General features: G+C 70.2%; 13 protein-coding genes. 10 read left to right on the forward strand and 3 right to left on the reverse strand.

The features are described 5' to 3' along the window. Positions 1-55: 55 nt before the first annotated feature. The 3 genes from ACZ44S_RS27520 to ACZ44S_RS27530 form a co-directional block, all read right to left on the reverse strand. A complete protein-coding gene (locus tag ACZ44S_RS27520; RefSeq protein WP_190162636.1) occupies positions 56-979 on the reverse strand; it encodes a carbohydrate ABC transporter permease in 924 nt (307 codons plus the stop codon). A 12-nt stretch (positions 980-991) separates the two neighbouring features. Beyond that, positions 992-1,987 (reverse strand): carbohydrate ABC transporter permease, encoded by a 996-nt coding sequence (locus ACZ44S_RS27525; protein ID WP_466933556.1) that lies wholly within the window; start codon positions 1,985-1,987, stop codon positions 992-994. 91 nt (positions 1,988-2,078) lie between these two features. Next, positions 2,079-3,386, reverse strand: a complete 1,308-nt coding sequence (locus tag ACZ44S_RS27530; protein ID WP_466933558.1) for an ABC transporter substrate-binding protein — start codon at positions 3,384-3,386, stop codon at positions 2,079-2,081. 302 nt (positions 3,387-3,688) lie between these two features. Between ACZ44S_RS27530 and ACZ44S_RS27535 the strand changes: the two genes are divergently transcribed. The 10 genes from ACZ44S_RS27535 to ACZ44S_RS27580 all read left to right on the forward strand — a co-directional run bounded on the left by ACZ44S_RS27535 (position 3,689) and on the right by ACZ44S_RS27580 (position 14,243). Then, positions 3,689-4,702 carry a LacI family DNA-binding transcriptional regulator gene (locus ACZ44S_RS27535; RefSeq protein WP_466933560.1) on the forward strand — a complete coding sequence of 338 codons (1,014 nt, stop codon included), beginning with the start codon at positions 3,689-3,691 and terminating at the stop codon, positions 4,700-4,702. A gap of 216 nt (positions 4,703-4,918) precedes the next feature. After that, positions 4,919-6,154: a rifamycin-inactivating glycosyltransferase Rgt gene (rgt, locus tag ACZ44S_RS27540; protein ID WP_466933563.1), complete on the forward strand. Its 1,236-nt coding sequence runs from the start codon at positions 4,919-4,921 to the stop codon at positions 6,152-6,154. 326 nt (positions 6,155-6,480) lie between these two features. Continuing rightward, positions 6,481-6,831, forward strand: a complete 351-nt coding sequence (locus ACZ44S_RS27545; RefSeq protein ID WP_466933565.1) for a hypothetical protein — start codon at positions 6,481-6,483, stop codon at positions 6,829-6,831. 133 nt (positions 6,832-6,964) lie between these two features. Continuing rightward, positions 6,965-8,206: a PP2C family protein-serine/threonine phosphatase gene (locus ACZ44S_RS27550; protein WP_466933567.1), complete on the forward strand. Its 1,242-nt coding sequence runs from the start codon at positions 6,965-6,967 to the stop codon at positions 8,204-8,206. A 310-nt stretch (positions 8,207-8,516) separates the two neighbouring features. After that, positions 8,517-9,239, forward strand: a complete 723-nt coding sequence (locus ACZ44S_RS27555; protein WP_466933568.1) for a S1 family peptidase — start codon at positions 8,517-8,519, stop codon at positions 9,237-9,239. 164 nt (positions 9,240-9,403) lie between these two features. After that, on the forward strand, positions 9,404-9,706 hold the full coding sequence (locus ACZ44S_RS27560) for an ArsR/SmtB family transcription factor (RefSeq protein ID WP_466933570.1): 303 nt from the start codon (positions 9,404-9,406) through the stop codon (positions 9,704-9,706). Further along, the gene (locus ACZ44S_RS27565) at positions 9,703-10,095 is read left to right on the forward strand and encodes a VOC family protein (RefSeq protein ID WP_466933571.1); all 393 of its coding nucleotides are present in this window, start codon (positions 9,703-9,705) and stop codon (positions 10,093-10,095) included. The genes ACZ44S_RS27560 and ACZ44S_RS27565 overlap by 4 nt, the downstream gene beginning before the upstream one ends. Positions 10,096-10,566: 471 nt before the next feature. After that, positions 10,567-11,589: a LacI family DNA-binding transcriptional regulator gene (locus tag ACZ44S_RS27570; RefSeq protein ID WP_466933573.1), complete on the forward strand. Its 1,023-nt coding sequence runs from the start codon at positions 10,567-10,569 to the stop codon at positions 11,587-11,589. Positions 11,590-11,863: 274 nt separating this feature from the next. Continuing rightward, positions 11,864-12,991, forward strand: a complete 1,128-nt coding sequence (locus tag ACZ44S_RS27575) for a glycoside hydrolase family 12 protein (protein WP_466933575.1) — start codon at positions 11,864-11,866, stop codon at positions 12,989-12,991. A gap of 178 nt (positions 12,992-13,169) precedes the next feature. Further along, complete coding sequence (locus ACZ44S_RS27580) at positions 13,170-14,243, forward strand: lytic polysaccharide monooxygenase auxiliary activity family 9 protein (RefSeq protein ID WP_466933577.1); 1,074 nt, start codon at positions 13,170-13,172, stop codon at positions 14,241-14,243. Positions 14,244-14,286 lie beyond the last annotated feature (43 nt).

Here is a 14,286-nt window from a genome sequence, read left to right on the forward strand (position 1 = left end):
CAGGCAGGCGCCTGGTGGAGGGGGGTGGTGGGTGCCGGGGCGGGGTGGCGGCGGGTCAGCCCTTGACGGCGCCGGCCATGATGCCGCTGACGATCTGGCGGCCGAAGACGACGAACATCACCAGCAGCGGCAGGGTGCCGAGCAGCGCGCCCGCCATGATGAGCGACTGGTCGCGGACGTAGCCCGCGCTCAGCTGGGTGAGGGCGACCGGGACCGTCGGGTTGGTCATGTCGAGCACCACGAACGGCCAGAAGAAGTCGTTCCAGGCGTGCACGAAGGTGATCATGAACAGGACGGCCATGGCGGGCCGCGCGATGGGCAGCACGATGCTCCAGAAGATGCGCAGCGAGTGCGCACCGTCCACGCGTCCTGCCTCGACAAGTTCGTCCGGCAGCGCCTCGGACAGGTACTGCCGCATGAAGAACACCCCGACCGCGCTCACCAGTGTGGGGAAGATGACGGCCGGCAGCTGCTGCGACCAGCCCAGCTCGGACATCATCATGAACAGCGGTACGACGCCGAGCTGCGGCGGCACCATCATGGTGCCGATCACCAGCATCAGCAGGGCGTTGCGGCCCTTGAACCGCAGTTTGGCGAAGGCGAATCCGGCGAGCGTCGCGAACATCACCGTGGACAGCGCGATCACGCCGGCCACGATCAAGCTGTTGATCATGGCCTTGCCCATGGCCGCCTCGTCCCAGGCCCGGGCGAGGTTGCTGAACAGGTTGGGGCCGGGCAGGAAGGGCGGCGGTGTCTGGCTGACCCGGGTGTTGTCGGTGGAGGCCGCCACCATCGTCCAGTACAGCGGGAAGATGGACAGCACGGCCATGATGACGAGCAGGACGTAGGCCAGGGGGCCGGCGTGGTGCTGACGGCCGGCGCGCTGGCGCAGCAGCCGGCGGCCGCCGCGGCCGGCCGGCTTCTCGGCGGGGGTCGGGTCCGGGGCGTCCGTCCGGACCGGGAGGCTGTGGATGGTCATGACGACTCCAGGTCAGGACGTGCGGGAGCGCAGCCGCTTGATCAGGCGCTGCGCCACGAAGGCGAGGACGAGCAGCAGGAACATCGCCCAGGCGACGGTGGCCGAGCGGCCCATCTGGTAGTTCTTCCAGCCCTCCTCGTACAGCAGCAGACCCAGCGTCTGGTACTGGTTGTCCGCGCCGCCGGTGATGCCGTTCGGCCCCTGGCCGAAGATCAGCGGTTCGCCGAACAGCTGGGTGGCGCCGATCGTGGAGAGCACGATGGTGAAGACGATGGTGGAGCGGATCCCGGGCACGGTGACGTGGGTGAACTGCTTCCACCGGGAGGCACCGTCGAGAGAGGCCGCCTCGTACCGTTCGGCCGGGATGGCCTGCATGGCGGCCAGGTAGAGCAGGGCGTTGTACCCGGTCCAGCGCCAGATGACGATGGTGGAGATGGCCACCTGGGCGGGCCACTTGTCGGCCTCCCAGTTGACCGGGTCGATGCCCACCGCGCCGAGCGCCCAGTTGATCATGCCGAAGTCACGCTCGAAGATCATGGTGAAGACGAGCGCGGCGGCGGCGACCGACGTGGCGTACGGAACCAGCGAGGCGACGCGGAAGAACAGCGACGCGCGCATGCGGTAGTTGAGCAGGTGGGCCAGGCCGAGGGCCATCAGCAGCTGCGGCACCGTGGAGATGACACCGATGGTGATGGTGTTCTGCAGTGCGTTCCAGAACCGTGAGTCGCCCCAGAGCTCGACGTAGTTGTCGAACGCGACCCACTCCATGACGTCGAGCGTGGCCAGTTCCACGTCGTGCAGGGAGATCCACGACGTGTAGACGAGGGGGTAGAAGCTGAACGCGAGGAAGACGATGAAGAACGGCGCGATGAACGCGAACGGCGCGCCCTTGACGTCCAGACGGTGCAGCAGCGCGCCGCGCCGTCGGGCTGTTCCCTCGCCTCCCGTCGAGCGAGGCGTGCCTGGCGGCTCCTCGCCGGCCAGGGCCTTGGTGGTGGAGGTGGCCACCGGATTTCCTTCCTGAGAGCGGATGGGTGAGCCGGGGTCCGGGCCCGCCTGCGACGGCGGGCGGGCCCGGACGACCGCGGGGACCGGCCGGTCAGCCGACCGCCTTCTCGATGCGCTCCATGGTGGTGCTCCACGCCTCGTCACGTGCCGTGCCCTGCTCGACCAGCGCCAGGCCCTGCGAGAACGTGTCCTTGATCGTGCCGTCCTTGCGGCCGAGAACCTGCTTGTCCGGGATCTCCTGGGCGGCCGCACCGAAGATCTGGCCGATCGGCGCGTCGCTGAAGTACTCGGACTTGGCGTCCTGCACCTCGGCGGTCTCCAGCGCCTTCTGCGAGGACGGGATGTTGCCGATCTCCTTGAAGATGTGGGCCTGCTGCTCGGGCGCGGTCAGCCACGCGACGAGCTTCTGGGCCTCCTCCTTCACCGGGCTCTTCTCGACCACTCCTAGGAAGGCACCGCCCCAGTTGGCACCCTTGGGCGCCCGGGCGACGTCCCACTTGCCCTTGTTGGCGTCACCGGCCTTCTCACTGATGTGGCTCAGCATCCACGCCGGGCACACCGCGGTCGCGAACGTCCCGTTGGCCAGGCCCGGGTCCCAACCCGGCTGGAACTGACGCAGCTTGGCCGTCAGGTCCTCCTCGCCGGCATCCGCGGACAGCTCCCAGGCGTCCTTGACGACCGGGTTCTTGTCGTGGATCAGGTCGCCCTTCTCGTTGTAGTACTGCTCGGAGTGGCCGTAGACCATGGCGTTGAACAGGCCGCTGGCCGAGTCCATGTACGCCACGTCACCGCCCTTGAAACCCTTCTTGAAGGTGCGGCCGACCTCGACGTACTTGTTCCAGTCGCCTTCCCACAGCTTGCCGACCTCTTCGCGGTCGGTGGGCAGGCCGGCCTTCTCGAAGTAGTCCTTGCGGTAGCAGACGGCCATCGGACCGATGTCGGTGCCCAGGCCCAGCACCTTGCCGTCGCCGGTGGTGATCTGGGACTGCTTCCAGGGCAGGAAGTGGTCGGTGCCCGCCATGCCCGCGAAGTCCGCGAACTTGTCCGCCTGGGTCTCGGTGATCTCCTTGGCCCGGCCGATCTCGATGCCCTGGATGTCCTTCAGACCGTTGCCGGCGGCCAGCCTGGTCTGCAGAGCGGTGTAGTACGTCTGCTCGTCACCGGCGATCTCGGCCTTGATGTCGACATTGGGGTTCTCCTTCTCGTACTGCTCGAGAAGTCCCGTCTCCTTGATGCCCATCACGCCGAACAGGCCCATTGTGATGGTGACCTTGTCGCCGTCCTTGCTACCGCCGGTGACCGAATCACCACTGTCGCTGCAGCCGACGACAAGTGCCAGCGCGCTGACGGCCGCGGCTGACGCCACCGCCTTCCTGCGCAACGAACCGAGAGTGCCCATGGATCTCCTCCTAGCGACAGCGCTGACACATCGGAGCGATGAGTTCTGCGATGGCTACAGCGGCTCTGATAGAAGTGGGAACGTGCCCAATGTCGGGTGGGCACGTTCCCACCGCGCCTCGAAGACTCCTTGCTCATGGATGGATCTGTCAATAACTTGAAAACAACTAGTCATCACGAACCGGACACGGCCCCCTGGGCCCGAGGCCGGAACGGTGCTCTGCCCACGGCGGCGTCTGCAAGAATTGCCGCTGGTCACCTCCGCGGCAGACATCGCCGCCGCGGCCGCCGAGGGGGGAGTACATGACCGCCAACCGCCGTCCCACGATCAAAACGGTCGCCGCCCGCGCCGGCGTGGGCCGCACCACGGTCTCCCGTGTCGTCAACGGTTCGGATCTCGTCAGTGCCGACGCACGGGCCAGGGTGCTCGCCGCGATCAAGGAATTGAACTACGTTCCCAACTCGGTCGCCCGGGGGCTGGTGACCAACCGCACCAACGCCGTGGCACTGGTGATCCCGGAGTCGGAGAGCCGGCTCGGTTCCGAGCCGTTCTTCGCCGCACTGATCCGGGGCGTCAGCGGCGCCCTCGCCGAGAGCCGCACGCAATTGCAGCTCATGCTGGTGCGTGACCAGTCCGAACGGGACCAGCTCACCGAGTCGGTGGCGACGCGCCGCGTGGACGGTGTCCTACTGGTGTCCGTCCACTCGGAGGACCGGCTGCCCTGGATGCTGGAGGAGATGGGCCTGCCCACCGTGCTCGCCGGCCGCCGTGACGCGGGCGAGCAGCTGAGCTACGTCGACTCCGACAACGCCGGCGGTGCCACCCAGGCCGTCCGGCACCTGCTGGGCAGCGGCCGGAAGAAGATCGCCACGATCACCGGCCCCCAGGACATGGACGTCGGCCGCAGCAGGCTCTCCGGGTGGCGCGTCGCCCATGAGGAGGCCGGCGTGCCGGCCGACGAACTCCTGGTCGAGGCGGGCGACTTCACCGAGGAGAGCGGCAGCCGCGCGATGCGTTCGCTTCTTGAACGCGTCCCGGATCTGGATGCCGTTTTCGCCGCCTCCGACCTCATGGCGGTGGGCGCACTGGCCGAACTGCGCCGGCAGCAGCGGCAGGTACCCGGTGATGTCGCCGTGGTGGGATTCGAGGACTCCGTCCTCGCGCGGCACACCAACCCGCCCCTGACGACGGTGCGTCAGCCGGTGGAGGAGCTGGGCCGCACGATGGCCCGGATCCTCACGGACATCACCCTGCACGGCGCACCCCGCCGCCAGATGACCCTGCCGACGGAACTGGTGGTGCGCGACTCGTCGTGACGCCGGCGTGCGGATCCCCGCGGAAGGCCACGGGCGACTGCGCACGGGCGGAAGGCGTGAACTCCGGGCACGGATGGGCCCGAACGCGGGAGAAGGCAAGGAGACCGAACTCCTTGCCACTCTCAACGTATAGCGCATGGGGGGCCTTGCGGCAACGCCCCGTCCGTGCCGCAGAATCGGCGGCCGAATGCCCGAAGCTGCACTTGGGGGTGCGCAGTGCGCATGCTGTTGACCACGTTCGGATCGCGCGGCGACGTCGAACCACTGGCGGGACTCGCAGTGAGTCTGCGGAAGTCCGGTGTGGAGGCGCAGGTGTGCGCTCCGCCGGACGAGGAGTTCGCCGCGTTGCTCGCGCGTGCGGACGTGCCGCTGATACCGCTCGGCCCGGCGGTGCGTCCGGTGGTGGCCGGTGCCGGGCCGCCGACGGCGCAGGACGCCTTCCGGCTCGCCGCCGAGTTGGTCGCCGCACGGTTCGAGACGCTCACCGAGGCGGCCGAGGGGTGTCAGGCGGTGCTGGCCACCGGGCTGATGCCGGCCGGCGTCCGGGACGTCGCGGAGAAGCTGGGCATTCCCTACGTCTTCGCCTGCTTCCACATCTTCGGACTGCCGTCGCGGCACTTCCCGCCGGGTGCGCGGCCGGGGACACCGCCCGCGCCGGCCGGGACCGGCAACAGGGAGTTGTGGGAGCAGGACGCCCGAAGCGTGAACGCGCTGTACGGCGAGGCCCTCAACCGTCACCGCACCGCGATCGGCCTGCCACCCGTGCACAACGTGCGCGACCACGTCCTCACCCGCCGGCCGTGGCTGGCGGCGGACCCGGTGCTGTGTCCGGCGGAGGGGATGACGGACCTCGACCTTCTGCAGACCGGACCGTGGTTCCTGCCGGACGAGCGTCCGCTTCCCGTCGGGCTGGAGGCGTTTCTCGACGCCGGAGCACCACCGGTGTACGTGGGCTTCGGCAGCATGGGCGCCTACGCCCCGCAGGACATCGCCCGGGTGGCCGTCGAGGCGGGCCGTGCGCAGGGCCGCCGCGTGGTCCTCGCCCGCGGCTGGGCGGGTCTGACGCCGGACGACGACAGCGACGACTGCTTCGTGGTCGGCGAGGTCAACCAGCAGGCCCTGTTCCGCCGGGTGGCCGCGGTCGTGCACCACGGCGGGGCGGGGACGACCACGACGGCCGCCCGCGCGGGTGCGCCCCAGGTGGTGGTCCCCCGGATCGCGGACCAGCCGTACTGGGCCGACAGGGTGAGGGAGCTGGGCATCGGCTCGGCTCATCCCGACCCGGTGGTGACCACGGGCTCCCTGTCCGCCGCCCTCGCGTCCGCCCTGAACCCCGAGGTCCGGGCGCGGGCGCGGACCGTGGCCGGAACCATCCGCGCCGACGGTGCCGCGGTGGCCGCGGAACTCCTCGTCGAGACCGCCGTCCGGGCGGAATCGCCCGCGTCCTCGTGACAACCGGCCTCGCCGGGCCGACGGCGGACGGCGGACGGACTGCCCGCCCCCCTGGGCGCGGGCACACCTCAGCGGCCTCATCTCCGGCACGCGAACCGCCCCGCCCCTCCCCCTTGGCGTACCTCACCCACCGACAGCGGACGAGCGCGCCGATCGGCCCCGCGCACGACTCACCTCACCGGGGCGGTTCCCAGCCGGGACGGCGCAGCGACGCGGCAGCGCGGCGCACGCATCACTCTGCCTGCTTCCGGCAACGTGGGGGCCCACAAGGCTGCCGACCTGCGGACCGGTCGTGGCCCGGTGGAACTGCCTATGGTCGCGTCTGTGTGCCGGGAATTCCGGGCGACGTCCGGTTCGTCCGTCCGGAGGACTTCGGTTGCCCCCGCGCGGGCCGGTCGCACGACGAGAAGGCCGCGTCGTGCGTCGGCGCGGCACACACCGCCCTGCCGCCCGTCCCCGGATACCCGCCCATGCCGCACCTGCACGAGTCCCGTGAGCCCTCTCCCCCGACACAGGAGCTGATCGACGAGGTGGTCGTCCGCTTCGACGCCTACGCCCGTGCCCGGGCGGCGCGCGACAGCCTCTTGCCGACGGTGCGGGCGACCCCGCGCCAGGAGCAGCAGGCTTTCGACGCCCTGCAGGCCGCCGTCGTACGCCTGCGCAACAGGCTCGGCTGAGCGGTCGGCGTGAGCCGCCCGTGACGCGTGACCGGCCGGTGTCCGTGGCGAGCCGGACGGTCCGCCGCCCGGAACCCGCCGCGTGGTCGAATACTGGAAGCAGGAGGGTCTGCGGACGGACAGGGGAGCGCACGTGAGCACACCGCGGGTCGACTACCGGACGTTGTTCGCCGCGACGCCCAGCCCTTATCTGGTGCTGGCGCCGGACCTGGTGATCGTCGAGGTCAACGACGCGTATCTGAAGGTCACCGGACGGACGAGGGACGAGCTCGTCGGCCGGTATCTCTTCGAGGCCCACCCGGACAATCCGTCGGACGCGTCCGCCGACGGCGTGCGCAACCTGGCCGCCTCGCTCAACCGCGTGCTGCGCTCCAAGGAGCCGGACACGATGGCCGTGCAGAGGTACGACCTCGCCGTCGCCGGGCGCCCGGAGGTGTTCCAGCCGAGGTGGTGGTCCCCCGTCAACACACCCGTCCTGGGGCCCGACGGCGAGGTGCAGTGGATCATCCACCGGGTGGAGGATCTGACGGATTTCATGGAGTCCCGCCCGCTGCGCGGTGAACCGGGACTCACGGGCGGCACCGAGGACGGACTGGAGGCGGAGCTGTTCACCCGGGCGCAGGACCTCCAGGTCCTCAACGAGGAACTGCGCGGCGCCCACGCATGGGAACGCCGTACCGCGCTGACGTTGCAGGACGCGATGCTGCACTCGCCCGACCTCGCGAGTCATCCCGAGATCGCCGTGCGCTACATGCCCGCCACCCGGTCGCTCAACGTCTGCGGCGACTGGTATGACGTGGTAGATCTCACCGAGGGCAAGTTCACCATCGCGGTCGGTGACGTGGTGGGCCACGGTCTGGAGGCCGCCGCCGTGATGGGCATGCTCCGCAGCGCCCTGTCCGCGGCCGTCCGCGCGATTCCCGAACCCGGCAAGGCCATGGACGTCCTCAGCGGGTACGCCCGGACGTTCGAGGGTGCGCTGGCGACGACCGCGGCCAAGGCCGTGGTCGACCCCCGCAAGCGCCGGATCACCTACACCTGCGCCGGCCATCTCCCGCCCGTCCTGGCCCGCCCCGACGGCCCGGCCGTCCTTCTCGACCAGGCGACCGATCCTCCCCTGGGCGTTCTGACCGACCAGGGACCGCGGCCGCAGGCCACGGTCCCGTTCACGCCGGGCGACACCCTGGTGCTCTACACCGACGGTCTCGTCGAGCGCCGTGGCGAGGACATCGACACCGGGCTGCTCCGGCTCACCGATACCGTGGTCGAGCACGCCCGGCTGAGTCCCGACGACTTGGCCGACACCCTTCTCACCCGCCTCGGCGTGGCCGACGGCGGGACCGACGACATCGCCCTGATCGTCGTCCGGCTCTGACGCGAGGGCTGTGACGCGGGGGTCTTCTTCCACCGCCGGTGGCACCCGCGGCCGGTCGCGGCCTCGCGCCGGTCAACACCGCCCGCCTGCACGGAGGCGCCAGGTGACACCGCCTCCGCCCCGCCGTTGGGGATAGCACCGCGTTATCGCCAGATGTGAGTACCGCCGTTCAACGATTCTCCGGGATTCTGGGCCGAGCCCGTTCCGAACTCACTTGTCCGACGGGTGAGTTCGGGAGGGGCGCGGCCCTCGGGGCCGTCAACCCCCACACCCGCACGCCCCTTCGGCGTGTCCGAGGAATCGAGGAACCTTGCGCATATCACGGCTCTTCCCCGCTCTCACCGCGGCAGCGGTGACCGTCCTCGCGCTTCTCGCTCCCCACGCCGCCGCGGCCGAGGCCCCGGCACCTCCCGTCACCAAGACTCCCCAGCCCATCATCGGCGGCGGGTACGCCAACAGCGGTCCGTGGGCCGCCCGGCTGTTCTCCAACGGCAGAGAGACCTGTTCGGCGACCATCATCGCCCCGACCTGGATCCTCACCGCCAAGCACTGCGTCACCGGCGGCGGGCTGTCGTTCCGCATCGGCAGCCTGGACCAGCACAGCGGCGGCACCGTCGCCAACGGCGTCCAGACCTACACCCACGGGTCGGACCTGGCGCTCGTCCGCCTCGACCGGTCCGTCTCGGCGACGTACGCCCGTCTCGGCCAGCCCGGCTCGGTGCGGGTCGGCCAGAGCGTGCAGGTGTACGGCTGGGGGGCCACCTCGCGGTGCGGGTCCGAGGCCAACTGCCAGTCCCGCTATCTGAAGGTCGCCAACGTGACGGTCACCGGCGGGTGCAGCGACGCCTACGGCGGTTCGGCCATCTGCGCCCGGCGCGGCGACGGCATCACCGCGGGCGGCGACTCGGGCGGCCCGATGATGGCGAACGGCATTCAGGTCGGGGTCGCTTCCACCAGCGACCGCCAGACGACCACGGCGTACACCAACGTGACGGCCTACCGCTCCTGGATCCAGTCGATCGCCGGCGTCTGAACCGCGCGCGCCGGCCGTCCGCCGGCCACCGGGCCCCTCACCACCACACGGTGCGGGGCCCTTCGCCATGACCACGGGGGGGTCGGCCACCCGGCGTGCGCGGCACACACCACGTCGGACGGCAGGGCTTGATAGGCAAGTGCTCACTTGCCTATGGTGGGGGTGTGGCCGACGACCTGTTCAAAGCCTTGGCCGACCCCACCCGTCGCACGATCCTCGACGAGCTCACGGAGACATCCGGACAGACCCTGTTCGAAATATGCTCACGGCTCGCCATGAAGCACCGGCTCGGCATCTCACGCCAGGCGGTGTCCCAGCATCTCGCTGTGCTGGAGGCCGCCGGGCTCGTCGAGACCAGGCGGGAGGGCCGTTACAAGTTCCACGACCTCAACACGGCCCCGCTGCGGCAGATCACCGAGCGATGGCTGACCACCGACCCGTCCGGACCGGAGAAGGGCACCCCATGAAGATCCATCTGACCAGTGTTTTCGTCGACGACCAGGCAAAAGCCCTGCGTTTCTACACCGAGATCCTCGGCTTCGTGAAGAAGCACGATGTTCCGGTGGGCGAGAAGGACCGGTGGCTGACCGTCGTCTCGCCCGACGACCCCGGCGGCACCGAACTCCTCCTGGAACCGGCCGGCCACCCGGCCGCCAAGACCTACCGCGACGCACTCGTCGAGGACGGCATCCCGCTCGCCCAGTTCGCCGTCGACAACGTCACGGCGGAGTACGAGCGCCTGCGCGGCCTCGGCGTCCGCTTCACCCAGGAGCCGCTGGAGATGGGCCCGGTCACCACCGCCGTCTTCGACGACACCTGCGGCAATCTGATCCAGATCGCCACGCAGGCACCGTAGGCGACCGCCGGCAGACTCCCCGATGAGGCCCGCGGCCTCGAGTTCCCTCATCTCCAGACGATGCCCGGGCGCCGACAGCGGCAGCGACGGCGCCCGGCCGGGTCCTGGTGCAGCTGCGTTCGCTCGGCGGGGCGGTCGACGACACGGGCCCGGCGGACACCGCGTACGCCCACCGCCGTCGGAGGACCCTGGCCGTCGCGTCGGCGTTCGCTCCGCTCGGCCGGCCCACCCCCACCGCGGCCTGGGACGGCATCGCCGCCCACCCGGAGGGGGCGTACGTGAACTTCGGGAGCGAGCCCGACGACGCGGCTTTCGCACGTGCCCCCGGCACCGACCGGAACCCGTGTCGCCGAACTGTGGAAGCGGTACGCCCCCGACGGCGCCGGCCGCCGGGATCGTGACACCTGGTGCACCACCGGCCGTCGCGGGCACCGTGGGCCGTAAGATCTACTGATCTCGTGGGGGGTGGTCATGAGCAGGCAGCGTCCCGGCACACCGACGCTCGAGGAGGTGGCCGCGCTCGCCGGTGTGGGGCGGGGCACCGTCTCCCGCGTCGTCAACAACGCGGCGGGCGTGAAGGATTCGACCCGTCGTGCCGTGCAGCGCGCCATCGCCGAGCTGGGATACGTCCCCAATCTGGCGGCCCGTTCATTGGCCGGCCGGCGCGCCGACGCCGTGGCGCTGGTCATGACGGAGCCGGACTGGCGGCAGTTCGGCGAACCGTTCTTCTCGGAGATCGTCCGGTCCGTCGGTGACGCGCTGACGGACACCGAGATCCAGTTGCTGCTCACCCTGGTCCGCACGGACGCCGAACGGCGGCGTCTCGTGGAGTACGCGCGCGGCGGCCGGGTGGACGGCGTCATGCTGATGTCCGTGCACGCCGAGGACGCGCTGCCCGACATGCTGGCCGAAGTCGGACTGCCCACCGTTCTGCTGGGGCGGCGCTCGGGCGACGAGGGCGTGACCTACGTCGACGCGGACAACGCCGGCGGTGCCCGCAGCGCGGTGGCGCACCTGCTGAAAACCGGCCGTCGCTCGATCGGGACCATCACCGGGCCGCCCGACATGTACGTGGCCCGGTGCCGGCTGCGCGGCTACCGTGAGGCGCTGGAGCGTGCGGGCGTCGAGGGCAGGCCCTCCTGGATCGCGGAGGGTGACTTCTCAGCCGGCAGCGGGCACCGGGCGATGGCCGAACTCATCGAGCGCGCCCCGGAGATCGACGGCGTGTTCGCCGCGTCGGACACCATGGCAGCGGGCGCGCTCGGCGCTCTGCGCGCGGCGGGACGCCGGGTGCCCGAGGACGTCGCGGTGATCGGCTTCGACGACTTCCCGCTCGCCCAGCACACCGATCCGACACTGACGACGGTGCGTCAGCCGCTGGAGGAGATAGGCCGCACCATGGTGCGGTTGCTCCTGGAGGAGATGGAGGAGCCGGCGGTGGCCTGGCGGCACGTCATCCTCCGTACGGAACTGGTGCTCCGCGGCTCGGCCTGAACGGCCCTTCGCACCGTATACCGTCCGCCCCGGCATGCTCCGCCGGGGCCGAATGATTTCGGGAGCGCTCCCGAAGCGGGACACCCTTGTGGATCACCTCGCCGACCTGCAGCTTCGAAATCGGTTCGACAGTTCCGTGCGCACACCCTTGTCAGGGACATGTGAACCTTCTACAGTCCCGTCCCGAAACACCAATGGGAGCGCTCCCATCATATGGGGAGACGGGAGCGCTCCCTCCGTCCGGCCCCCGCACCCTCTTGGAGAGGTCCCCCAGATGCGACGGTTACGGCACCAACACCACGCCCTGCGCGGCCTGTTCGCGACACTGCTCACCGCTCTCGCCGTGGTCGCGGCGCTGGTGACCGCGACGGCACCGGCCCAGGCCGACACCACGATCTGCGAACAGTACGGATCGACCACCATCCAGGGGCGCTACGTCGTCCAGAACAACCGCTGGGGAACCAGCGCCACCCAGTGCGTCACCGCGACGGACACCGGATTCCGCCTCACCCAGGCCGACGGCTCCGTGCCCACCAACGGCGCTCCGAAGTCGTACCCGTCGGTCTTCAACGGCTGCCACTACACCAACTGCTCGCCGGGGACCCGGCTCCCGGCGCGGATCGGTGACATCTCCGACGCGCCCAGCAGCATCTCCTACGGCTACGTGAGCGACGCCGTGTACAACGCCTCGTACGACATCTGGCTGGACCCGACGCCCCGGACCGACGGCGTGAACCGGACCGAGATCATGATCTGGTTCAACAAGGTGGGCCCGATCCAGCCGATCGGCTCCCAGGTCGGCACCGCCACCGTGGGCGGGCGCACCTGGCAGGTGTGGTCGGGCGGCAACGGCACCAACGACGTGCTGTCGTTCGTCGCGCCCTCGGCCATCAGCAGCTGGAGCTTCGACGTCATGGACTTCGTCCGGGAGACCGTGAGGCGCGGAATGGCTTCGAACGACTGGTACCTGACGAGCATTCAGGCAGGGTTCGAGCCGTGGCAGAACGGCGCGGGACTCGCGGTGAACTCCTTCTCCTCCACGGTCAACACCGGCGGCGGCGCCCCCGGAGAGCCGGGTGAGCCGGCCGCGTGCACGGTGTCGTACGACACGAACGTCTGGCCCGGCGGCTTCACCGCCAACGTCACCGTGCAAAACGCCGGTTCGTCCGTCGTGGACGGCTGGGAGCTCGCCTTCGGCCTGCCCTCGGGGCAGCGCATCACCAACGCCTGGAACGCGTCCGTGACTCCTTCCTCGGGCGCCGTCACCGCCCGCCCGACGGACAGCAACGCGCGGATCGCGCCCGGCGCGAGCCAGAGCTTCGGCTTCCAGGGAACGTACAGCGGCTCCTTCGCCGAACCGAGCGGCTTCCGCCTCAACGGCACGGCCTGCACCAGCGCTTGACCCACCCGGCGGGGCACGCTCACCCGCGGTTCCGGGACCCGCTCAGGGCGGGCCCCGGCTTCCCCGCCCCCTCAGCCCCCTGCCCCTCCGGTGGACGCCCCTCCCCGGACGGGCAGGGGTTCCACCCCTTCCACCCTCCGCTTCCCACGACGGACCGAACACCGGCACAGGAGATCCCATGGCCTTACGCAGCAGATTCGTCTCCCTGGCAGCGGTTCTGGCCACCCTCCTCGGAGGGCTCGGCCTGAGCTTCCTGTGGCAGAACGACGCCGAAGCACATGGCGTGGCGATGATGCCCGGCTCGCGCACGTACCTCTGTCAGCTCGACGCCATCACCGGCACCGGCGGACTGGACCCGAGCAACCCGGCGTGCCGGGACGCACTGAACCAGAGCGGCTCCACCGCCCTGTACAACTGGTTCGCCGTGCTCGACTCCAACGCCGGTGGGCGCGGCCCCGGTTACGTCCCGGACGGCAAGCTCTGCAGCGCCGGCGACCGGTCGCCGTACGACTTCTCCGCCTACAACATGGCCCGCGACGACTGGCCCCGGACGCATCTGACGTCCGGAGCGACGATCAAGGTGCAGTACAGCAACTGGGCGGCCCACCCCGGTGACTTCCGGGTCTACCTCACCAAGCCCGGCTGGTCGCCCACCTCCGAGCTGGGCTGGGACGACCTTGAGCTCATCCAGACCGTCACGGACCCGCCCCAGCAGGGTTCGGCGGGCGCCAACGGCGGTCACTACTACTGGAATCTGAACCTGCCCTCCGGTCGTTCCGGTGACGCGCTGCTCTTCATGCAGTGGGTGCGTTCGGACAGTCAGGAGAACTTCTTCTCCTGCTCCGACATCGTCTTCGACGGCGGCAACGGCGAGGTCACCGGCATCGGCGACTCGGGCGGCACGCCGGACCCGGACCCGGACCCGACGGACCCCCCGCACACCGGTTCCTGCATGGCCGTCTACGAGGTGGTGAACTCCTGGGACGGCGGCTTCCAGGGCTCGGTCGAGGTGATGAACCACGGCACGTCGTCGCTCAACGGCTGGGCCGTGCAGTGGAAGCCCGGTGACGGGACCCGCATCGGCAGCGCGTGGAACGGCTCCCTTTCCACGGGCTCCGACGGCACGGTGACGGTCAGGAACGTCGACCACAACCGGGTGATCGCCCCTGACGGCAGCGTGACGTTCGGCTTCACGGCCACCTCATCGGGCAACAACCTCCCCGCGGGCACGATCGGCTGCGTGGCGCCGTAACCGGCCGCGTCACCACATGCCGTGCGGGCCGGGGCGCCGTACC

The sequence above is a fragment of the Streptomyces malachitofuscus genome (assembly GCF_055571035.1).

Bases quoted from the DNA above. Each gene is read 5' to 3' on its own strand.
- ACZ44S_RS27570 (WP_466933573.1), top strand. From the start codon at position 10,567: ATGAGCAGGCAGCGTCCCGGCACACCGACGCTCGAGGAGGTGGCCGCG.
- ACZ44S_RS27530 (WP_466933558.1), bottom strand. From the start codon at position 3,386: ATGGGCACTCTCGGTTCGTTGCGCAGGAAGGCGGTGGCGTCAGCCGCG.
- ACZ44S_RS27520 (WP_190162636.1), bottom strand. From the start codon at position 979: ATGACCATCCACAGCCTCCCGGTCCGGACGGACGCCCCGGACCCGACC.
- ACZ44S_RS27535 (WP_466933560.1), top strand. From the start codon at position 3,689: ATGACCGCCAACCGCCGTCCCACGATCAAAACGGTCGCCGCCCGCGCC.
- ACZ44S_RS27580 (WP_466933577.1), top strand. From the start codon at position 13,170: ATGGCCTTACGCAGCAGATTCGTCTCCCTGGCAGCGGTTCTGGCCACC.
- ACZ44S_RS27575 (WP_466933575.1), top strand. From the start codon at position 11,864: ATGCGACGGTTACGGCACCAACACCACGCCCTGCGCGGCCTGTTCGCG.
- ACZ44S_RS27565 (WP_466933571.1), top strand. From the start codon at position 9,703: ATGAAGATCCATCTGACCAGTGTTTTCGTCGACGACCAGGCAAAAGCC.